This window comes from Tsukamurella ocularis, from assembly GCF_024807615.1.
GTDB lineage: Bacteria > Actinomycetota > Actinomycetes > Mycobacteriales > Mycobacteriaceae > Tsukamurella > Tsukamurella ocularis.
This window is the reverse complement of record NZ_JANUCJ010000002.1, coordinates 80,493-99,472: the sequence shown is the minus strand read 5'-3', so window position 1 is coordinate 99,472 and position 18,980 is coordinate 80,493. Positions and strand designations below refer to the sequence as shown.

Annotated in this window: 16 protein-coding genes; 7 read left to right on the top strand and 9 right to left on the bottom strand. The window is 73.8% G+C overall.

Features of this window, described 5'->3' with window-relative positions; translation table 11 throughout:
* Nucleotides 1-52: 52 nt before the first annotated feature.
* On the top strand, nt 53-496 hold the full coding sequence (locus HNP44_RS06495; protein WP_259143677.1) for a flavodoxin domain-containing protein: 444 nt from the start codon (nt 53-55) through the stop codon (nt 494-496).
* Between the two features lie 80 nt (nt 497-576).
* Here the strand turns inward: HNP44_RS06495 and HNP44_RS06490 are convergent, their stop codons facing one another.
* From HNP44_RS06490 to HNP44_RS06475, 4 genes are read right to left on the bottom strand one after another with little or no spacing between them, the layout of a single operon-like run.
* Nucleotides 577-1,074: a DUF4395 domain-containing protein gene (locus HNP44_RS06490; protein ID WP_259143678.1), complete on the bottom strand. Its 498-nt coding sequence runs from the start codon at nt 1,072-1,074 to the stop codon at nt 577-579.
* 57 nt (nt 1,075-1,131) lie between these two features.
* The gene (locus HNP44_RS06485) at nt 1,132-1,566 is read right to left on the bottom strand and encodes a MarR family winged helix-turn-helix transcriptional regulator (RefSeq protein ID WP_259143679.1); all 435 of its coding nucleotides are present in this window, start codon (nt 1,564-1,566) and stop codon (nt 1,132-1,134) included.
* Nucleotides 1,567-1,572: 6 nt separating this feature from the next.
* On the bottom strand, nt 1,573-2,964 hold the full coding sequence (locus HNP44_RS06480; RefSeq protein ID WP_259143680.1) for a flotillin family protein: 1,392 nt from the start codon (nt 2,962-2,964) through the stop codon (nt 1,573-1,575).
* 43 nt (nt 2,965-3,007) lie between these two features.
* Nucleotides 3,008-3,535 carry a hypothetical protein gene (locus HNP44_RS06475; RefSeq protein WP_259143681.1) on the bottom strand — a complete coding sequence of 176 codons (528 nt, stop codon included), beginning with the start codon at nt 3,533-3,535 and terminating at the stop codon, nt 3,008-3,010.
* A 112-nt stretch (nt 3,536-3,647) separates the two neighbouring features.
* Here HNP44_RS06475 and HNP44_RS06470 point away from each other — a divergent pair, with 112 nt between their 5' ends.
* Both HNP44_RS06470 and HNP44_RS06465 read left to right on the top strand, forming a co-directional pair.
* Nucleotides 3,648-5,024: an MFS transporter gene (locus HNP44_RS06470; protein ID WP_259143682.1), complete on the top strand. Its 1,377-nt coding sequence runs from the start codon at nt 3,648-3,650 to the stop codon at nt 5,022-5,024.
* On the top strand, nt 5,014-5,430 hold the full coding sequence (locus tag HNP44_RS06465; RefSeq protein WP_259143683.1) for a MarR family winged helix-turn-helix transcriptional regulator: 417 nt from the start codon (nt 5,014-5,016) through the stop codon (nt 5,428-5,430). Before HNP44_RS06470 ends, HNP44_RS06465 begins: the two co-directional genes overlap by 11 nt.
* Here the strand turns inward: HNP44_RS06465 and HNP44_RS06460 are convergent.
* Complete coding sequence (locus tag HNP44_RS06460; protein ID WP_259143684.1) at nt 5,371-6,927, bottom strand: DUF4407 domain-containing protein; 1,557 nt, start codon at nt 6,925-6,927, stop codon at nt 5,371-5,373. The two genes, HNP44_RS06465 and HNP44_RS06460, sit on opposite strands and share 60 nt — an antisense overlap.
* A 168-nt stretch (nt 6,928-7,095) precedes the next feature.
* Here HNP44_RS06460 and HNP44_RS06455 point away from each other — a divergent pair, with 168 nt between their 5' ends.
* The 4 genes from HNP44_RS06455 (at nt 7,096) to HNP44_RS06440 (ending at nt 9,590) form a co-directional block, all read left to right on the top strand.
* Nucleotides 7,096-7,383, top strand: a complete 288-nt coding sequence (locus HNP44_RS06455) for a YiaA/YiaB family inner membrane protein (RefSeq protein ID WP_259143685.1) — start codon at nt 7,096-7,098, stop codon at nt 7,381-7,383.
* A gap of 65 nt (nt 7,384-7,448) precedes the next feature.
* Nucleotides 7,449-8,087, top strand: coding sequence for a TetR/AcrR family transcriptional regulator (locus HNP44_RS06450; protein WP_259143686.1), 639 nt, complete (start codon nt 7,449-7,451; stop codon nt 8,085-8,087).
* Entirely contained in the window at nt 8,084-9,310 is a 1,227-nt protein-coding gene (locus HNP44_RS06445) for a glycosyltransferase (protein ID WP_259143687.1), read from the top strand. The genes HNP44_RS06450 and HNP44_RS06445 overlap by 4 nt, the downstream gene beginning before the upstream one ends.
* Nucleotides 9,311-9,320: 10 nt before the next feature.
* Nucleotides 9,321-9,590 (top strand): F0F1 ATP synthase subunit C, encoded by a 270-nt coding sequence (locus HNP44_RS06440; RefSeq protein ID WP_224651818.1) that lies wholly within the window; start codon nt 9,321-9,323, stop codon nt 9,588-9,590.
* Nucleotides 9,591-9,596: 6 nt separating this feature from the next.
* Here HNP44_RS06440 and HNP44_RS06435 read toward each other — a convergent pair whose 3' ends face one another.
* The 4 genes from HNP44_RS06435 to recC are packed head-to-tail and all read right to left on the bottom strand — an operon-like array spanning nt 9,597 to nt 18,956.
* Nucleotides 9,597-10,478, bottom strand: coding sequence for a hypothetical protein (locus HNP44_RS06435; protein ID WP_259143688.1), 882 nt, complete (start codon nt 10,476-10,478; stop codon nt 9,597-9,599).
* On the bottom strand, nt 10,475-12,292 hold the full coding sequence (gene recD / locus HNP44_RS06430) for an exodeoxyribonuclease V subunit alpha (RefSeq protein WP_259143689.1): 1,818 nt from the start codon (nt 12,290-12,292) through the stop codon (nt 10,475-10,477). Before recD ends, HNP44_RS06435 begins: the two co-directional genes overlap by 4 nt.
* Nucleotides 12,289-15,642, bottom strand: a complete 3,354-nt coding sequence (locus HNP44_RS06425) for a UvrD-helicase domain-containing protein (RefSeq protein WP_259143690.1) — start codon at nt 15,640-15,642, stop codon at nt 12,289-12,291. The genes recD and HNP44_RS06425 overlap by 4 nt, the downstream gene beginning before the upstream one ends.
* On the bottom strand, nt 15,642-18,956 hold the full coding sequence (gene recC / locus HNP44_RS06420; protein ID WP_259143691.1) for an exodeoxyribonuclease V subunit gamma: 3,315 nt from the start codon (nt 18,954-18,956) through the stop codon (nt 15,642-15,644). Before recC ends, HNP44_RS06425 begins: the two co-directional genes overlap by 1 nt.
* Nucleotides 18,957-18,980 lie beyond the last annotated feature (24 nt).

Genomic DNA, 18,980 nt, shown 5'->3' with positions numbered 1-18,980 from the left:
CGACAGGATGCAGCTCACACCGCGAGGTAAGGCTTGGCTAGAATCTCGTCCCATGTCTGTTCACATTTTCTACGGTTCCTCGACCGGCACCGCCGAGGGCGCGGCGAACGCCATGTTCACCGTGTTCGCCAAGGCCGGCTCCGTCGAGCTGCACGACATGATGGACGGCGAGATCGACGCGCTGGATCCCGCGGACTTCCACGTCTTCTCGTGCGCCACATACGGCGATGGCGAGCTGCCCGCCGGCACCACCGAGTTCTTCGAGGACCTGCTCGAGGCCGCGCCCGACCTCACCGGCCTGCGCTTCGCGGTCTTCGGCCTGGGTGACACCATCTACGTCGACACCTACAACGCCGGCGGCAAGACGATCGTCAAGCACCTCACGGGGCTGGGCGCCACCCAGGTAGGCGAACGCTTCGAGCACGACAACTCGGGCACCGACGACGTGGACGACAAGGCCGTCGAGTGGGCCGAGGAGATCGTCGGCCAGATCTGACGTCCTTCAGCGACGCCCCCTGACAGACGAACGCCGCCGCGGAGGAATCCGCGGCGGCGTTCTTTCGTCGGTGGGTACCGCTACTGCGGCACCGTGAGGGTGGGAGGTGTCGTGTTGACACCCGCGCACGCCTCGCACACCGAGGCGGGGATGACGCCGCGGCGCTGCAGCCAGCCGAAGACGATGCAGCCGAGGCACAGGCCCGCGGCCGACTCCAGGAGCGCGGCGACCACGAGCAGCCCGAGCACGACCTGCGCGGCGACAGTATTCCCCGTCAGGAACAACACCAGAGCGACGGCGGAGAAGACAAGGCCGATCGTCTGCGCGAACCGCTTGGGCGGACCCGGCACCAGCTTCGCCGGGCCGAGCCGCGGCGCGATGACGTGCACCGACAGCCGACCGAAGGGCGAGTAGCGGGGCCCGCCGGCGACGCGCAGCGCGAAGCCGATCGCCAGGGCGGCGTAGAGCCACCACTGCCCGGAGACGATCGTGACCACCGCAAGGACCACGACCAGCGCCGCGGTCGCGCGGGCCGCGTATTCGTTGACCGGGTTCGGGAAGGAGAAGAGACCACTCACGAGGCTGAGACTATCGTCGCCCGGCGACGCCTATAAGGGTTGCGCTCGCGGTGATTCTCATGTGTCGGTCCCAGCGCCCGCCGCCAGCCGGAGGAGCAGTGGCACGGCCTCGCGAAGTCGGGCGGCCTCGTCGGCGGTGAGCTGTGCGCTGCCGGCCTCGACGAGCCAGGCGTCCTGTGCGGCGTCACGGGCGTGCAGCACCTCCCGCCCGCGATCCGTGAGCGCGACGGGCCGCCGCCGGCCGTCGGAGCCGTCGGCGTCGCCCTGGAGGAAGCCGCGGCGCCGCAGGTCGGCGACGGTGACCGAGACGTTCGAGCGCTTCATCGCGAGTCGATCCCCGATCGCCGTCGGGAAGGCGTCCACGCCGAGCGCCTCGACAGTGGCGAGCACGAACAGCTCGGAGCCCCGCAGCCCAGCGGCGGGCAACTGCCGGAGTCGCTGCTCCAACAGGCCCACCGCGAGGCGGAGCGCCTCGGCGTCGCCGGGCTTCACCGGTCGCTACTCGTCGACGACGACGGCCTCGCCCGGGGCTGCACCGAGCAGCTGCCCCAGGTCGATGCCCTGCGATTTGAGCGCGGCCACGACCGACGCGACCGACTGTCCCGACAAGCCGAGAAGACCACCGGCGGCGTCCCCCTGACCTCCGCCGATGATGCTGATGCTGTCGATTGCGGCGGTCGCCTCGGATTGCGCGCGAACGGACGCCTCCACGGTGGCGAGCACCTGCGGCGCGAGCAGCAGTCGGACGGCCTCGGCGTTGTACTGGTTGAACGCCTCGGCCTGCGCCTGCTTGCCCGCCGCGTCGGCGCGCAGCTCGGCCTCCAGAGCTTCCGCTGCGGACTTGCGGGCCTGCGCCTTCGACTCGCCGTCGAGGCGGGTCGACTCCGCGGATGCCTCGGCGGCCAGGATCGCAGCCTGCCGCTCGCCCTCGGCGCGCGCGACCGCCGCCTGGCGCGCGGCCTCGGCGGGCGCGATGACGTCCGCCTCGAGCGAGGCCTCGGCCTGCGCGCGGCGCTTGCGCTCGACCTCGGTGCGGGCCTCGACACGGGCCGCCTCGGCCTCCTCGAGCGCGATGCCGACAGCCTTCTCCGCCTTGGCCTTGGCGAGCGGACCGGCCTGGTCGGCCTCGGCGTTCTGTGCCTCGGTCTCGGCGCGGAGCTGGGCGATACGGACATCGCGGCCCTGCTGAGCCTCGGCGATCGCGGTCTCGGCCTCGGTCTGCGCGATCTCCCCGGCGCGGCGAGCGTCTGCGGAACGGATCAACGAGTCGCGCTCGGCCTCGGCCTTGCCGATGTCGGCGTCACGCTTGACCTCGGCGATGCGCTTCTGGCCCAGCGATTCGAGGTAGCCGTTGCGGTCCTCGATGCCGGCGATCTTGAGGATGTCGACCTCCATGCCGATGCGCGCCAGGTCGCCGCCGGCCTCGTCGACCACACCGCGCGCCAGGGCCTCGCGGTTGCTGTTGAGCTGCTCGACGGTCATGGTCGCTGCGATGCCACGGAGGCTACCGGCCAGGATCTCGTTGATCTGGTTCTCGAGCTCCGCCATGTTGGCGGTGAGGAAGCGCTGGGCCGCGGTACGGGTCATCTCGTCAGTGGTGCCGATGCGCACCAGACCGACGGCCTGCAGTTCGACGGGCACACCGTCGATGCTGCGAGCGTTGCTCAATGCGATCCGGATCTCGAAGGGGCGCAGCGGCATGTAGTCGACGCGCTCGAGTCCGGGCACCTTGAACCGGGCACCGCCGCGGACGACCTTCATCTCGCCGCGGCCGGTGAAGATGGCCACCTGGTCGGGCGGGGACTTGATGTAGTTGTGGAAGAAGATCCACAAGGCGAGCAGGATCACGATCACCGCGGCACCGGCCGCGATCAGGATCGATACGGTCATTGATTCCCTCCCTCTGCCGGGCGCGACGGCCCGGCGCTTGTGATCAGGCCTGAGTCTCGAGCGGCTGCACCACGAGACGGTCCCCCTCGACGTCCACGATGAGCACCGAGGCGCCCGCCGCCGCGACCGCGGTGGGATCGACGAGGATCGCGGTCGTCGTCGCGCGCACCGACTCCGAGTCCACGTAGGTCACCCGGCCCCAGCCGCCGGCCGGGATCTCCATACTGAGCTCACCGATGGTGCCGACCGCGGCGCGGAGCCCAGCGACGGTGCCTGTCTGCGCCCGGCGCATGGCGCGGAGCACCACCATGAGCAGGCCGTAGGCGGCGGCGCCGGAGGCGGCGGCTGCCCCCACGACGACGGGCGTCGATAGCGACGCCCCGGCGGACAGGGGCCAGCCGACCACACCGAAGACGCCGACGGCAGCGGCCAGCGCGGGCGCGCTGAGCCAGGGCAGGCCGGCGTCGGCGCTACCGACCTCGACTCCCCCGACCTCGAAGTCTCCCAGGACCAGTGACGCGATCAGGACCAGGACCCCGACGGCGGCACAGACTGCGAAAGCGGTAACCACGGGCGCCTCCTCTGCGCTCGGATCTCCTTTTTGCAGTATAGCAAACATTGCGTACGAGGCGTACGCGGGAGCATCGCTTCCATTCTATTAGTTGTGCACATATAATCCTTGTATGCCTACAAGTGTTTCGCTGCTCGGGCCGCGGCGCCGCGCGCTCGTCCTCGTCGCGTGCAGCCTCAGCCTGCTGATCTCCTCGATGGACGTGACCATCGTTAATGTCGCGCTCCCCGAGATCGGCCGACGGATGGCGGCATCGGTCACGCACCTGCAGTGGGTCGTCGACATCTATACGCTGACGCTCGCCAGCCTTCTGGTCCTGTCCGGCGCCACGGCCGACCGCTTCGGGCGCCGCCGCGTCTTCCGGATCGGACTCACGGTCTTCGCGGCGGGCTCCCTGCTCTGCAGCCTCGCTCCCACGGTCGACGTGCTGATCGCCGCCCGCGGGATCCAGGCCGTCGGCGGCTCGATGCTGACGCCCGTCGCACTCTCCATCGTCACCGCGGTCTTCACTGAGCCCTCCGAGCGCGCCCGCGCGATCGGCTTGTGGGGCGCGGTGGTCGGGGTCTCCACGGCGGTCGGCCCGCTCGTCGGCGGCGTCCTCATCGACACCCTCGGCTGGCAGTCCGTGTTCTGGGTGAACCTGCCGATCTGCGCCGTCGCGCTTGCGCTCACGTACGCCGTGGTGCCCGAGTCGAAGGCGGCCGTCCCGCGCAGCATCGACCCGCTCGGGCAGGTGCTCGCGATCGCGGTGATGTTCACCGCGGTATTCGGCCTCATCGAACGCGAGCCGCTGATGTTCGCGCTCACGGTCGCCGCGCTCACCGTGTTCATCGCCCACGAGCGTCGGCACCCGTCGCCGTTCGTCGACCTGCGCTTCTTCCGCAGCATCCCGTTCTCCGCCGCCACGCTCACTGCGGTCTGCGCCTTCGCGGGATTCGGCGCCTTCCTGTTCACGATGTCGCTGTACCTGCAGAACACGCGGCACTTCTCCGCGGTCCAGACCGGGCTGATGTTCCTGCCCATGGCACTCTCGGTACTCGTCGCCTCGCCCGCGTCCGGGCGGCTCGTGGCACGGTTCGGACCCCGGCCCTCGCTGCTCGGCGCGGGCGTCCTGATGACGGCTGCGGCGGTGGCGCTGACCGCGGTCTCCCCGGGCACGCCGCTGCCCGCACTGGCCGTCGTCTTCGCGGTCTTCGGCATCGGCTTCGGCCTGGTCAACGCGCCGATCACCAATTCGGCGGTGAGCGGGATGCCGCTCGACCGCGCGGGAGCCGCGGCCGCGGTCGCCAGCACCAGCCGGCAGCTGGGTATCAGCCTGGGCGTAGCCCTGTCCGGGCTCATCGCCGGGTCCTCGCTCTGGTGGGCAGTCGCGGGATTCGCCCTGGTGGTCGTGGCGCTCGCCGTCCTGTCGACGGGAGTCCGGGCCGAGCGCTCCCGCGCGCGGATCGCGCCGCTGCTCGAGACGAAGGAGACGGCCGATGCCTGCTGAGACCCCGGACGAGGTGTGGAGCCTGCTCGTGCACGCCGTGATCGACAGCCGCTCGGACTGGCGCCGCGCGGTCGTCGAGCGCACCGGCCTGCCCTTCAGCCGGCTGCGGGCGCTCAAGCGTCTCGACCGCTACGGCTCGCTCACACTGAAGGAGCTGGCCGCGCTCGCCGACATGGACGCCCCTGCCGCCACCGTCGCCGTCAACGACCTGGAGGCCCGCGGGCACGTCGAGCGCACCGTCTCGCCCGAGGACCGTCGGGTGAAGGTCGTGACCATCACCGACTCCGGACGCACCGTCATCGACGCCATGGCGTCCGTCGAGGATCCGGCGCCGGCCGCGATCCGGTCACTGCCTCCCGGTGAGCTCGCGCGCCTGGCCGAGCTCGCGCGCACGCTCGCCGGGTAGCCCGGCGACGGGCTCGTGCGCGACGTCGAGCGGCTCCTCGGCGGACGCCGAGGGTGCGGCGGGGCCCGGGGCACCGTCGGCCGGCGGTGCCGGAAGGCTCTGTTCGACGGTGCCGACGACCACCTTGCGGGTGCGACGCATCGCGAAGGTGACCTCCTCGACCTCTTCGTAGGACTGCTGCACGGTGCGGGTCCCGCTGCCGCCTCCGCCGGGCAGGACGCGCGCGACGATGGGCGGCATGAGCGGCCGGACGAAGCCGGCAATGGTGCGCGCGGCCTCGTCGAGTACGGGCGGGACGAACGGGTTGGGCTTGTGCGGGATCTCGCGCGCGGGGACCGCCGGGGCCGTGTCGGCGACCCGGGCGGGCAGGTTCGTCTCGTCGGGCATGACGGTCTCCTCGGTGCTCTCGTCGGCGGGAGCGGGTGTCGCGTCGACCTCGCGGGTGACGGGGAGCGGCCCCGTCGGCGTTTCGTCGCCCGGGGGCTGGCCCGGCGCCCGGGCCGCGAGGCTGGCCGCCTCCGCGGCAGCGGCGATGGGCAGGAAGTCGTCGTTCACGGCGGGGATCTCCTGTCGGTAGCGCCGCGCGGTCACCGCGACCGGCTCGAATCCGGCGGCCTCCAGCGCCGCGGCGCCGGCCGCCGCGCCGCCGAGGGCGGGCAGCAGCTCGGTGGGGCGGTCGTCGGCGATCGCGAGCTCGACGCGACGCTCGTGGTCGCGGCGCTCGATGGCGAGCTGCGCGGCGGAGGCGAGGCGCTCACTCTCCAGGTCCCGGCGGCGGCGGATATCGCGGACTGTCTCGCCGCGCCACAGGCGCAGGAGCAACGGCAGCAGGGCGAGGACCACGCAGACGAGGTCGATCGCGATCCGGAGCGCGGCGGTGGGGAGCGAATGCGCGGTGACGCCGTTCAGCGCGACCCAGCGCGCGCCGAGGCCGTCGTCGGCCCCCGCGGTGGCGTCCTGCCGGGCGGCGGCGGCCTCGGTCCGCGCGGTCACGACGCGGGCGTCGCGGCCGGGCGCATCCTTCGCCCGGGTCGCGGTCGCGCGGTCGAGGTCGGTCTGGGCCGAGGCGAGCCGCTCGTTCGCGGTCCGGGCCTCCGGGCCCCGGCCGGGGACGCCGGTGATCGAGGTCTGCGGGCAGGCGGGGCCGGGCCGGTACTCGCATCGGGCGACGACGAGCGCCTGGTCGCGGCGGGTGGAGGCCTCGGCGACCGCGGTGTCCAGGGCGGTGCGGTCGGCGCGGGCGGCGTCGAGCTCGGCCTGCGCGGCACGCACCGCGGGCGCCGAGGCCGCCGCGGTGTCGGCGTCCCCGCGCAGCCGATCTTCGATCGCGCCGTTCAGGACCAGCATCGAGAAGAGTTCGCCGACGACCAGGCCTATGAGCACGGAGACGAGGCACCGGCTGGGCAGCGCAGCGCGACGCCCGGGGGCTGCCACGGCGAGGCAGATCGCGCCGCCGATCAGTAGCGCGAACACCGCGGCTACCAGGATCGTCGTCATGTCGCCTCCTTCGCCGCGATAGAACTCCGCCGATCTTCTCTCAGATGAGAATCGCAGTCCACTGCGGTTCCCGCCCAATCGTGTGGCCGCTTTCACAGCACGAAGTACCCACCACCGAGGCGTAGTTCTACTCATCCGCGGCAGCTCGGCGAGCGGCACGCTGTGTGCATGACCACCATCGCAAGCTCGCCCAAGCCCACCGCCGCCTTCTTCATCCAGTCCGCCATCGCGTTCGCCGTCTCGTCGGGCAGCCTGCTCGTCGGAGCCTTCTACCTGCCCATCGACCCCTGGCAGCGCGGCTTCCTGCTCGTGGGAGCCCTGTTCCTCATCACCAGCACCTTCAACCTCGCGAAGGTCATCCGCGACCAGCAGGAGGCGAACAGCGTGCGCGTCCGCGTCGACGAGGCCCGGATCGACAAGCTCATGGCCGAGCACGACCCGCTGCGCGCCGCCTGAGCGTCCCACCTGCAACGACTCCAAGGACCTGGACACCTCTAGACCGTACGGTCTATGTTTAGACCATGCGGTCTAGAGACACGTTCACTTCCGAGCAGCGGCGCGCCCAACTCGTCGACGCGGCCATCGCCGTCATCGCCGAACGCGGCTACCCGGCGGCGTCCGTCGCGAAGATCGCCGAGCACGTCGGCATCGCGAAGTCCGTGGCGCTCTATCACTTCCGCACCAAGGACGAGCTGGTCGCGGCGGTAACGACCGCGGTCTTCACCGCCGCGGCCGGGTACATCGTGCCCGCGGTCGCCGCGGCGGAGACGGCCACCGACAAGCTCGCCGCCTACATACGCTCCAACGCCGCCTTCCTGTCCGAGCACCGCCTCGCGACTGTCGCGCTGCGCGAGATCGCGACCTCCTACCGCACGGCCGACGGCCGCCGATTCGACGAGGCGGTCACCGAGGACACCGCGGCGAACCCGCCCCAGGGCGACCTCGCGCTGCTTGACCCCGCTGCGATCTTCACCCTCGGCGTCGACAGCGGCGAGTTCCGGGCCGACCTCGACCCGGTGCGGGCAGGTTCGGCGCTGCGCGGCGCCCTCGACGGTGCGGCGTCCGACCTCGCCAGGCTGGGGACGATCGGCGTCGACTACGACCCAGTGGCGTACGGCGAGACGCTGGTCGAGATCTTCACCCGCGGGGTGCGCGCATGAGGACCGCGATCCTGGCCTTCGGTACCCGCGGCGACGTCGTCCCGCTCACCGGCCTCGCAGGCCGGCTGCAGTCCGACGGCCACGACGTCGTGCTCGCCGCGCAGGAGCCCTACCGCGCCGAGGTCACCGGCGCCGGCGTTGCCTACGCGCCGCTGCCGAAGGACACCCGCGCCGAGACGCTCGCTTCCCCCGCTGCACAGGCCCTCGTCGACGGCCGGACGATGCGGCCCTCGAAGGAGTCGCTGGAGGAGATGCGCGAGGGGCTGCGCGGCGTCGGGCAAGCAATGGCCACGGCCGCCGAGGGCAGTGACCTCCTCCTATTGGAGGGCCCCGTCGGCGCGCTGCTCGGCCGGCACGTCGCCGCGGCACTCGGCGTCCGCAGCGCGGGCATGATGTTCCAGCCCGCCTCCGCCACCGGCGATTTCAGCCCGCCGGCGCTCGGCGTGCGCTCCTACGGATGGCTCGGCAACCGGTTCGTCTGGTGGGCGGGCGGCTTCGCCGAGCGCGTCTACGCGCCCGTGATCGCCGAGCTGCGTCACGACCTCGGCCTGCCCGCGAAACCCTCGCGCGCGGAGCGCGATCGCTCCTGGCCCGTGCTCCACCCGTTCAGCGAGCACGTCCTCCCGCGGCCCGCCGACTGGCCGGAGCACGTGCGCGTCACCGGATACCTGCGCCCCGAACCCGTAGGCGCGCTCGGCGCTGACCTCGAGGCCTTCCTGTCCAACGGTCCGCCGCCCGTCGCCGTCACGCTCGGCAGCACCGCCACGGCGAACGGCGCGGCGATCTCGGCAGTCCTCGCCGAGGCGACCGCGGCGGCCGGAGTGCGCGCCGTCGTGCAGCGCGGCTGGGCCGGGCTCGATCCCGTCGGCGAGCACCTCCTCGTCGTCGATGAGGTGCCGCACGCGCTGCTGTTCCCGCGCTGCGCCGCGGTGATCCACCACTGCGGCGCCGGGACCACCGCCGCCGCGCTGCACGCCGGGGCACCGTCGATCCCGGTCCCGGGCATCATGGACCAACCCTTCTGGGCGCAACGCCTACACCGCCTAGGCGCGGGCACCGCCCCGCTCCCCCGGCACTCCCTCACCGCCGACGGCCTGACGGAGGCGCTGCGCACCGTCGAGCAGCACCGGCCGACAGCCGAGCGCATCGGCGCGGCCCTGCGCGCCGAGGACGGCGCCACCCGCGCCGCTGCGGCGATCTCCGACCTGTTCCACCCGAGTTAGGAGCCACCCCATGGCAGATCAGAACCTCGTCAACGCGATCATCACCGCCGGCGCCCTCGGCGGCGGCGGGCTCATCATGGCCGGCGGCGCGATCGGCGCGGGCATCGGCAACGGCACCGCCGGAGCCAAGCTCGTGGAGGGGATCGCACGCCAGCCCGAGGCGGCGTCCCGCCTGCTCCAGCCCTTCTTCATCACCGTCAGCCTGGTCGAGGCCGCCTACTTCATCAACCTCGCCTTCATGGCGCTGTTCGTCTTCGCCACGCCCGTCTTCGCGGGATAGCTCGCATCACAGCGCCGCGGCGAGATCCTCACGAAGCGAGTCCAGGGCGGGCGTGGCGCGCGGGGTCATTGCCCGCCAGGCGTCGAGGATGCGCAGGCTCTGGTCGGCATGCCGGACGAAGTGGTTGCCCGCGAACTTCGGGAAGTCGAACGGTGCCGTCCGACAGAGCTGCCGCAGCACCGCGCGGACGACGATCGCGGGCGGCGCGAACACCGGCAGCCCGACGTCCACCCGCATCGCCTCCGCCATCGCACGTCCCGGCCGGCGCAGCCGCCGCAGGAACGTAGGCCAGTCGCCGCCGACGACCGCGAGTTCCGCCGCGTAGGGCACCATCAACGTCCCCACGGCGGCCACTGCGCGCGCCGGCACGCGCCCGATCACCGCCGGATACTCCCTGACGAGCCGACGCGGTAGGTCACGCGAGGATCCCTCGACCGCGACCGCGGAGAAGGCGGGGGTCAGCGGCGGAACCCAGTACTCGGCGCGGGTCTCTGTACCGCGCGACGTCGCGAACGACAGCAGCCCGGGCGCGAGCGTGGCCACGTCGGCGCCGGGAAAGACACGCTGCGCGATCGCCGCATCGCCGATGACGGGGCTCGTGACGCCGACGACCCTCGGCCGAGACGCCGCGAGTGCGGCGGCGACCTCGTCGTCCAGCTCGCCCGGCGCGGACGTCAGGACCAGCAGGTCGACGGTGCCGGGCTCGACGTCCGCGTACCGCACCACCGGCACGTGCGCCACCACGCCGCGCGGGTCGACGGCGGTGAGGATGACGTCGTCGCGGCGGGACGCGGCCCGCACCTCGGCGCCGGTCCCCGCCAGGAGCACGCCGGCCGCGGCCGACACCGCCCCGGCCCCCTGGATCAGGACGCGCCTGCGCTCGGTCATACCCCAGCGTCTCCCCGGAGGCCGCTCGCCCGCAACACCTGCCGCTCGACGCCGGCCCGCAGCGCCTCCTCGCCGCCGACCAGCCGGACGCGCTGCCGCGCACGGGTGATCGCGGTGTACAGCAGCTCGCGGGTGAGGAGCCGCGAATCGGCGGGCGGGACCACGACGGAGACCGCCTCGTACTGGCTGCCCTGGCTGCGGTGGATCGTCATCGCGTAGACGGTGCGCACTGCGACCAGCTGGTTCGGGTACAGCAGCGCGACGTCGCCGCCGCGGGCGAAGGCCGCGCGCAGGTCCGCCAGGTCACCGTCGTGCGCGATGACCACGCCGACGTCGCCGTTGTAGACCTTGGTGTCGTAGTCGTTGGCGGTCACCAGCAGGGGCTGCCCGGCGTACCAGCCGGAGCCGCCGCCGCGGACACCCGCCCATTCCTCGGCGAGCTGCGCCCAGCGGGTGACGCCCGACGGCCCCTCCGAGTGTGCGCACAACACGCGGTGCAGCTGGACCCCGGTGGCGGCCTCGGCGGCGAGCCCGCGCTGCGCGGCACCGACGGTGACCGCGCTCGCCCGTTCCACGTCGGCGCGCAGGCCCTCGCGATCGTCCGGCTCGCACCACTCGATCGCACCGTCGCCGCCGGCGCGGGCCAGCTCGACGACGCGGTCGGCGTCGCCGCGACGCACCGCGTCGGCCAGCTCGCCGAGCGCACCCGTGAACCGGCGGCCGCGCCGCAGCCGCACCACACCGCGGCGCGCGTCGGCGAGCTCCGCGTCGTCGATACCGGCCTCGTCGCCGCCTGGCCGCCCTGTCTCGTCGGCGAGGAGCGCCTCGAGCTCCGGCGACGGTGCCGTCGTCACCCCGCGCGCGACCAGATCGCCCAGGACCGCGCCCGCGTCGACGGACGCGAGCTGATCCGGGTCGCCTACCAGGATGAGCCGCGCGTCCGGCCGCAGCGCCTCCAGCAGCCGGCACATGATGGTCAGCGAGACCATCGAGGTCTCGTCGACCACCACCACGTCGTAGGGCAGGTGGTTGCTGGCGTCGTGCCGGAACCTGCTGGCGTTGCCGGGCTTGAAGCCGAGCATGCGGTGGATCGTCTGGGCCGGGATCTCCCGCGGCAGGCCCAGCGTCGCGCCCTGCGCGCGGACCTCGCCCGCGAGCTGCGCCGCCGCGCGGCCGGTGGGCGCGGCGAGACCGATCCGCAGGTCCGGGCCGTGCTGGTCGAAGAGGAGCGCGAGGATCCGGGCCACCGTGTACGTCTTGCCGGTGCCGGGGCCGCCGGCGAGCACCGTCGTCTGCCCGAGCACCGAGGCCGCGGCGGCGAGCCGCTGCCGGTCCGGACCGGGCTCGGGGAAGCGGGCGCGCAGTCCCTCGCGCAGGCGCGCGGCGTCCACGCCGGGGGCGGCGCCGGCGCGGGCGTCGAGGATCGCGCGGACCGTCTCCTCCTGCCGGTGGTAGCGGTCGAGGTAGAGCAGCTCGTCGCCGACGAGCCGCAGCGGGCGCAGCGGCCCCGACGCGGCGCCGACCACGAGCGGGCTGCGCCGCAGGCCCGCGAGCACGGCGGCGTCCTCGGGCCAGGGCAGGGCGGCCACATCGACCTCGCGCTCGCCGTCGACCGCGACGTCCCGCAGGCGGGACAGCTCGAGGCAGACCGAGCCCAGCCGCACCGCGCGGGTGGCGAGCGCGGCCGCGAGGAGCACCGCCTCGTCGGACTCGCCGCTGAGGCGGCCCAGGGTGGCGGCGACGTGCACATCGGCGGGGCCGAGGACCCCGGCCTCGGCAAAGGTCTCCAGCAGCGTCGGCTCCGTCGTGATCATCGTCCGCCCCCTGCCAGCGCGTCGGACACCGCGACGACGAGCGCCGCCGGCGGGTGCCACTCGAAGACGCCCGCGCCGGGCGGGCCGTCGGGGCCGATCATGGCGCGCACGAAGTGGTACTGGACGACACCGAGGTGCGTGGCCGGCGCGTAGCCGGGCACGCGCCAGGACAGGAAGCGGTGCAGCGCCACCGAGTAGAGCAGCGCCTGCAGCACGTAGTGCGACGAGATCATCTCCCGCGCCATCGCCTCGGCGGTGTAGTCGGCCGTCGTCAGATCGCCGCGCGCCAGGCGGTTCGTCTTGTAGTCGACCACCGTGAACCGGGGGCCCTCCGGCGTCGCGACGCGCAGCACCGAGTCGATGCTGCCGGTGAGGTAGCCGCGCAGCGCCGCGCCGGGCACCTCGCGCAGCCGCTCCGCGTACGGTGCGAGCGGATCGCCGGCGGGGAGATGCCGTTCGAGCAGGTCGGCGATCGTCGACAGGGTGGCCGCGGCCCCGTCGTCCGCGCCCAGGGGGATCTCGAAGTCGAGCTCGGCGAGGTGATCCGCCGGCGCGACCCCGGCGAGGGTCAGGTGTGCGAGGTCGCCGGTGCCGAGCGGCGTGTGCAGCACGGCGACGAGCGCCGCGGCCACCTCGGCCGGATCGTCCGGGGTGGCTCCGAACTCGGCCGCCTCGCGGCATCGGGCCAGCACCTCCGCCGCGAGATCCGGCGCTCCGGTGTCGACGTGCTCGAGGATCTCATGCACGAGGGTTCCGAAGACCGCGCCGCCCGACAGCCCGTTCATCAGGGACGACGGTGCGCCGCCCGCCTCGGCGGGAGCGTCCATCGGATCCTCGGTCGGCTCGTCGTCGGTGACCGGCTCCTCCGGCTCGCTACCGGTGTCGGGCACGGCGTCCGCCGGGCCGTGGGCCGCGTCGGCGACGAGCGCCGAGTAGCTGGTGCGGCGCCACGTGGGGTCGATCCGACGCGCCGCCCGGCCCAGTTCGAGAGCCGGGTAGGCGCGGTCGTCGGGCCGCCAGGGCTCCGGCTTCGGAGCGGCGAGGTCGACCGCCTCGATCGACACCGCGGCCGCGACGGGCGCGGCCCACTCCCGCAGCCTCGGGCCCACATCGGCGTCGCGCGGGATCGGCGCCTGATCAGCGGGGATCCGGCCGCCGCCCACGTCGGCGGAGAACAGCAGGCGATGCAGCGGCGAGCTACGAGTGGTGGTGCCGGGCGCCCACCACAGCACCAGCCGGGACTGCGCGCGCGTGGCGCCGACGTAGAACAGGCGCAGCTCCTCGCCGGCCGCCTCCTTCTGCGAGACGGCGTACCGCTCGGCGTAGCCGGGCGCGTACTCCCCGCCCACGTCGATGAGGCGCTCGCCCTTCTCGTCGTGGAAGACGAAGGTCTTCTTGCCGCCGAAGGAGCCGTCGTCCCAGCCGAAGGGCAGGTACACCACGGGGAACTGCAGGCCCTTGCTCGCGTGCACGGTCATCAGCTGGACCGCGGCCGTGTCGGTGGCCAGCCGTCGCGCGGGGTCGGCGGTGCCGCCGAGACCCGGGTCGGCGATGCGGTCGGCGAGCCAGCGGGTGGCGGCGCCGAGGCCGAGGCCCAGCGTCACGGTGGCGTGCTGGACCAGTTCGGCGACGTGCCGCAGATCGGTGAGCATCCGCTCGCCGCCGACGCGGCCGAGCAGCCGCTCGTCGAACCGAGAGCGGGTGGCGAGGGTGTCGAACATCGCCGCGAAACCGGAGCGGGCGAAGACGCCCGCGAGGGTGCGCAGCTGGCCGCTGATCGCGGAGACCAGCTCGTCGCCGCGCTCGTCGAGGTCGCGGGCGGTGAACTCGAACAGCGGGGTGAGCGCGGCGAGGCGGGCGCGGTCGCTGCGGCCCGGGTTCTCCAGGGCCTGGAGCACCCGGAGCCAGTCGACGGCGGCGGCCGTGGTGAAGACGCTGGCGCCGCCCGCGGCGACGGCCGGTACGCCGTAGTCCTGCAGCAGCGCCTGCAGCTCGGCGACGTGCGCGTTCTTCCGCACCAGCACCGCGACGTCGCCGGGGCGGAGCGCACGGCTCTCGCCGGGCGCCGTCTCCAGCTGCTCCCCTGCCGTGAGGGTGCGGGTGATGTCGGCGGCGGCGTCGCGGAGCACCGCAGGCCGCACGTTCCGCACGTACGGGGTCCCGGACTGGGTCTTGGGGCCGAGGCCGTTCGAGCCGAGGTGGCGCAGCCGCAGCGGCGCGCCACCGGCGAGCCGGGAGGTGCGGCGGTGCGCCTCGACGGAGCCGGCCACGATGAGCGGATCCCCCAGCGCGACATCGCCGTACAGGTGCTGCAGGGCGTCAACGAGGGGCGCGTCGGAGCGGTGGTTGACGGTGAGCGCCTGGTGCCGGTCCGCGGTGGTGGCGGCGCTGAGGTAGCTGTAGACCTCCGCGCCGCGGAAGGCGTAGATCGCCTGCTTCGGGTCGCCCACCAGCACGAGCGTGCTCGTGCGGTGGAAGGCGGCGTGTAGGATGTCCCACTGCACGGGGTCGGTGTCCTGGAACTCGTCCACCAGGACCACCGAGTAGAGCGCCTGCAGCCGGGCGCAGGCCCGGTGCCCGTGCCCGCGGTAGGTGAGGGCGTCGCGCAGCAGGCCCTGCAGATCGTCGTAGTCGCGCAGGCGCCCCATCCGCTTGCGACGGTCCACCTCGCGCCGCACGATCCGCGCGTAGTCGACGCGCATCCCCGTCTCCGATTCGGGTTCGGCATCGACGGGCGTGATGTCGGCGCGCGGATTGGCGACGACGGTGCGGGCGTAGATCAGGGCGTCCGCCAGGGAGAAGGGCGCGCGCTCACGGCCGGCGAACATGCCGAGGTAGACGTCCTCCGCCACCTCCTGCACCAGATCGTCGACGTCCTCAACGAAGACGGCGCCCGGCTCGAGGTCGCCCGCGAGGCCCAGGGCGTCGAGCATGCGCTGGCAGAAGCCGTGGGTGGTGGTGATGGTGGCGGCGTCGAAATCGGAGAGCGCGGTGACCAGCCGGCGGTGCCGGGCGGTGATCTCGGCCGGATCGCCGGTGGCGAGGTGCCGGATCAGCTCGTCCTCGGACGCCGCCGCAGCGACGGGGTCGCGCAGGGCCAGCTCGACGGACAGCAGCCGGGCGCGGGCGCGCTCGCGCAGCTCCTGGGTGGCGGCCCGGGAGAACGTGATGAGCAGCATCTCCCCCAGCTCCGCGACGCCCTCGGCGACGTACCGTGCCAGCAGCCCGACGATGGCGTAGGTCTTGCCGGTGCCGGCGCTGGCCTCGAGCACCGTGGTGGTGGGCCCGGCGGGCAGGGGGCCGGTCAGCTCGAAGGGGACGGCGCCCAGCACGGGTTCGCGCGCGCTCATCAGATCATCTCCTCACACGCGAGGATCGGTACCCACAGCCGAGCGGCGAGGGTGCCGAACCGGCTGCGCTCGAAGGAGAAGCCGGTCTCGCCGTCGTGCGGTGCGCCCTGCGCATCCGCGAAGGCGTTCTCCCCCAGCGCGAACCGGATCGACCGGTCCGCCTGATCGCCGAAGGTGTCGTCGAAGGCGCGCAGCGCCGCCTCGGTCGCGGCAGCTTGGTCGTCGCCGTTCTGCCGCCGCTCCGCGTACACCGCCGACGCCGACGGGAAGAGCGGCAGCGGTTCGCGCTGCCCGCGATCCCGCAGGTCGACCAGCGACCGCAGCACCTCCGCGGGGTCCGGCGGGACCTGCAGGCGCGATGTGAGCACTCCGCGGAACCTGGCCCGGCCGATCGCGACGGCGGACGCACCGTCGTGGCCCGCTCCGGCCAGCGCGAGCAGCGCGATCCACGCCGCCACCCGGTGCTTCGGCGCGAGCCGGGAGAACGAGGCGCGCACCACCCCGTCGGGCCGGACGGCCGGCACCGAGCCGACGAGCCTGCGGCCGTCCCCGACGTCGACCGTCACGTCGACGGTGGTCGCGGCGCCGGTCATGAGCGGCCCCGCGACGCGGGCCAGCTCGGCGACGGTGGCGCCGATGTCGCCCAGCACCGCCGAGCCGAGGGCGAAGGGCGGAAGGGTGCCGCGGCGCACCTCGGCGGCGGCGAACTTCTCCGGCGGCACGCCTGCCAGGGCGGACGCCAGCATCCGCTCCCCGATGTCCCACTTCTGCAAGCCGTCGGGGGCGATGGTCAGCGTCTCGGCGAGCTCGTCGTCGGCGTCGGGGACCGTGAACCCGAGGCGCTGCCGCAGGAAGGCCTTGACGGGGTGCTCGCAGAACCGCACCAGCGCGTCGAGGTCGACGTCCTCCACCGCGGAGGCGAGCAGCGGCGCGGCCAGGAAGGGCTCGGGCGCGGCGGGCGTCGTCAGCGCGGCGACGGCGCCCGCGTACGCCGCGGGGTCGAAGGAGAAGGGCTCGCCCCGGCCGAACGCCGCGGGGTCGAAGTTGACGGGATCGAAGGGCTGCAACGGATGCCGGAACTCCAGCCCGGCGGCCGCCGGGTCCGCGAGCAGGGCCTGCGCCGCATCGCGCAGCTCCGAGGCGGGGACCGCGGGCGGGCGGCGGGTGCCCTTGACCGGATCCGCGCCGGTGTAGAAGACGAGCAGCCGGTCCGTCGCGCTGGTCACCGCGTCGAGGAAGAGCTCGCGGTCCTCGGCGCGCGGGTCGCGCTCGCCGACGCAGGGCGTGCGGCCCAGAACGTCGTCGCCCGAGTAGCGGGTGGAGCGCGGGAAGACCTCGTCGTCCAGCCCGAGCAGCACGACGACGCGGTGCGGCACCGACCGCATCGGCACCAGGGTGCACACCGTGAGTTCGCCGGTGCGGAAGTTCGCGCGGGTCGGCTTGGCCGACAGCCGCGAGGCGAGCATCGCCCGGACCTCGGTGAGCGTGAGGTCGCGGTCGGCGCCGTCGCGGAGGGCGGCGGTGAGCTCGCGGCCGGCCTGGGTGACCTGCCAGGAGTCGGCGGCGGGCACGGCACCCACCTCGCCGAGGAGCCGCTGCAGCGACTCCGCCCACGCGCGGGCGGGCCGCCGCCCGCGGCTGTCGGCGCTCGCGCGGGTGAGGACGCCCTGGAACTCGGCGAACCGGCCGACGAGGTCGATGTCGGTCGAGTCCACGTCGTCGAGCGGCAGCCCGAGACCCAGCCACTCGCCCTCGGACTCGTCCGCGACCACGCCCAGGACGATGCGGTCGAGCGCCGTGGCGAGGGTGTTCTGCGGGAAGCCGCCGAGGCCGTAGCGCTCGCGGCCCGCGGCGTCGAGGCCCCAGCGGGCGCCCGACGGGCCGGCCCAGGCGCGGAGCCGCTCGATGTCGGAATCGCCGAACCGGTAGCGCCGGCGCACGGGCTCGGTGGCGGCGAGGTCGAGGACCTGCGCCACGGTGGCGCGGCCGTCGGCGATCTCCAGCACGGTGACCAGCGCGTCAAGCAGTGGATTGGTGAAGCGCAGCGCCCGGTCCGCGAGCCGCACCCGCAACCGCTGCGCCGGATGCACCTGCTCGCCCGAATCGCCGTCGATCCCGGTCACGGCCTGGCCGAACGCGGAGCGGATCAGCGGCGCGTAGGTCTCGATGTCGGGGCAGGTGACGAGCACGTCCCGGGGCTGCAGCGTGGGATCGTCCTCGAACAGCCGCACCAGCCGCTCGCGCAGCACCTCGATCATGCGGGCGGGGCCGTGGCAGGCGTGGAACTCGAGCGAGCCGTCGGGCGCGTGCCCCCCGGCCAGGGGCTCGTCGTCGGCGACGGAGGCCTGCAGGGCGCCCAGCAGCGTCGCGGGGCGCGCCGGCGCCGCGTGGTGCACGTCGGCGTCCGCGAGGGGCGCGACGCGCTGCTGCAGCTCGCGCGCCTCGCGCCCGAGCGACCCGAGGAGCGGGTTCGTGGCCGGCGCTGCCGCGATCCGGGGCACCGGCGCGGGCAACGGGCCGGCGGTGGCGGCACCGTCGGACAGCGCGGACCAGAGGGCCGGGCTGGGGTGCGGGAGCCACAGGTGCACCTCGCGCCCCGCCGCGAGTGCGCCGAGGACCGCGACCAGGTCCGACGGGAGCCGGGTGGGGCCGTACACCGAGAGCCGGCCGGGCAGGCCGACGACGCCGGGCTCGCTCCGCAGCCGGGCGCACGCCTCCTCGAGGCGCTCCGCGGGGCTGGGCACGCCCGCCAGCGCCCGAACGCGGCGGTACAACTCTGCCTGCCAGGCCAGGTCCTCGGGGAGCTCGCCGCCGAGGCCGTCGGTGTCGTGGCCCGCCGCCCACGCGGCCAGCATGCCGGGGCGGTTCGCGCCGTACGACCGCAGCAGTCCGGCCAACAGTTCGGCCGTGGGATACCGGCGACGCGGCCGATGCCCCGGCTGATCCGCCCAGCCGCCCTCCGCCACCACGCCCAGATGCCGCGCCAGCACGGCGCCGTCGGGTTCGAAGGCCATCGCGTCGATCGCGGCGAGCACCAGCCACACGAGCCGTTCGCCGCGCCACGGATCCTGGTCCGGGACGACGCCCGAGGTGGCGCCCACCGCGTCTGCGACGAGCGCTGCGGGCGTGGGGAAATCGATGTTCGCCGCGATGCCCAAACGCGAGGCGAGCCCCTGGATGATCCACCGCTCGACCCCGCGGGCCGGGACCGCGATCAGTTCCGGGACGAAGGGATCAGCGCCGGGCACCGCGAGCACCTCGGCGAGCGCGTCCAGCAGGACGTCGCCGCGTTCGGACCGGTGCACGGTGAGCATGGGGGCAGTTGTAACACGGGCCAC

What these genes read in the sequence shown, in the direction of transcription:
- HNP44_RS06495 (WP_259143677.1), top strand. Translation starts at nt 53, where the DNA reads ATGTCTGTTCACATTTTCTACGGTTCCTCGACCGGCACCGCCGAGGGC.
- HNP44_RS06480 (WP_259143680.1), bottom strand. Translation starts at nt 2,964, where the DNA reads ATGACCGTATCGATCCTGATCGCGGCCGGTGCCGCGGTGATCGTGATC.
- HNP44_RS06470 (WP_259143682.1), top strand. Translation starts at nt 3,648, where the DNA reads ATGCCTACAAGTGTTTCGCTGCTCGGGCCGCGGCGCCGCGCGCTCGTC.
- HNP44_RS06465 (WP_259143683.1), top strand. Translation starts at nt 5,014, where the DNA reads ATGCCTGCTGAGACCCCGGACGAGGTGTGGAGCCTGCTCGTGCACGCC.
- HNP44_RS06460 (WP_259143684.1), bottom strand. Translation starts at nt 6,927, where the DNA reads ATGACGACGATCCTGGTAGCCGCGGTGTTCGCGCTACTGATCGGCGGC.
- HNP44_RS06455 (WP_259143685.1), top strand. Translation starts at nt 7,096, where the DNA reads ATGACCACCATCGCAAGCTCGCCCAAGCCCACCGCCGCCTTCTTCATC.
- HNP44_RS06450 (WP_259143686.1), top strand. Translation starts at nt 7,449, where the DNA reads ATGCGGTCTAGAGACACGTTCACTTCCGAGCAGCGGCGCGCCCAACTC.
- HNP44_RS06445 (WP_259143687.1), top strand. Translation starts at nt 8,084, where the DNA reads ATGAGGACCGCGATCCTGGCCTTCGGTACCCGCGGCGACGTCGTCCCG.
- HNP44_RS06440 (WP_224651818.1), top strand. Translation starts at nt 9,321, where the DNA reads ATGGCAGATCAGAACCTCGTCAACGCGATCATCACCGCCGGCGCCCTC.
- HNP44_RS06435 (WP_259143688.1), bottom strand. Translation starts at nt 10,478, where the DNA reads ATGACCGAGCGCAGGCGCGTCCTGATCCAGGGGGCCGGGGCGGTGTCG.
- recD (WP_259143689.1), bottom strand. Translation starts at nt 12,292, where the DNA reads ATGATCACGACGGAGCCGACGCTGCTGGAGACCTTTGCCGAGGCCGGG.
- HNP44_RS06425 (WP_259143690.1), bottom strand. Translation starts at nt 15,642, where the DNA reads ATGAGCGCGCGCGAACCCGTGCTGGGCGCCGTCCCCTTCGAGCTGACC.
- recC (WP_259143691.1), bottom strand. Translation starts at nt 18,956, where the DNA reads ATGCTCACCGTGCACCGGTCCGAACGCGGCGACGTCCTGCTGGACGCG.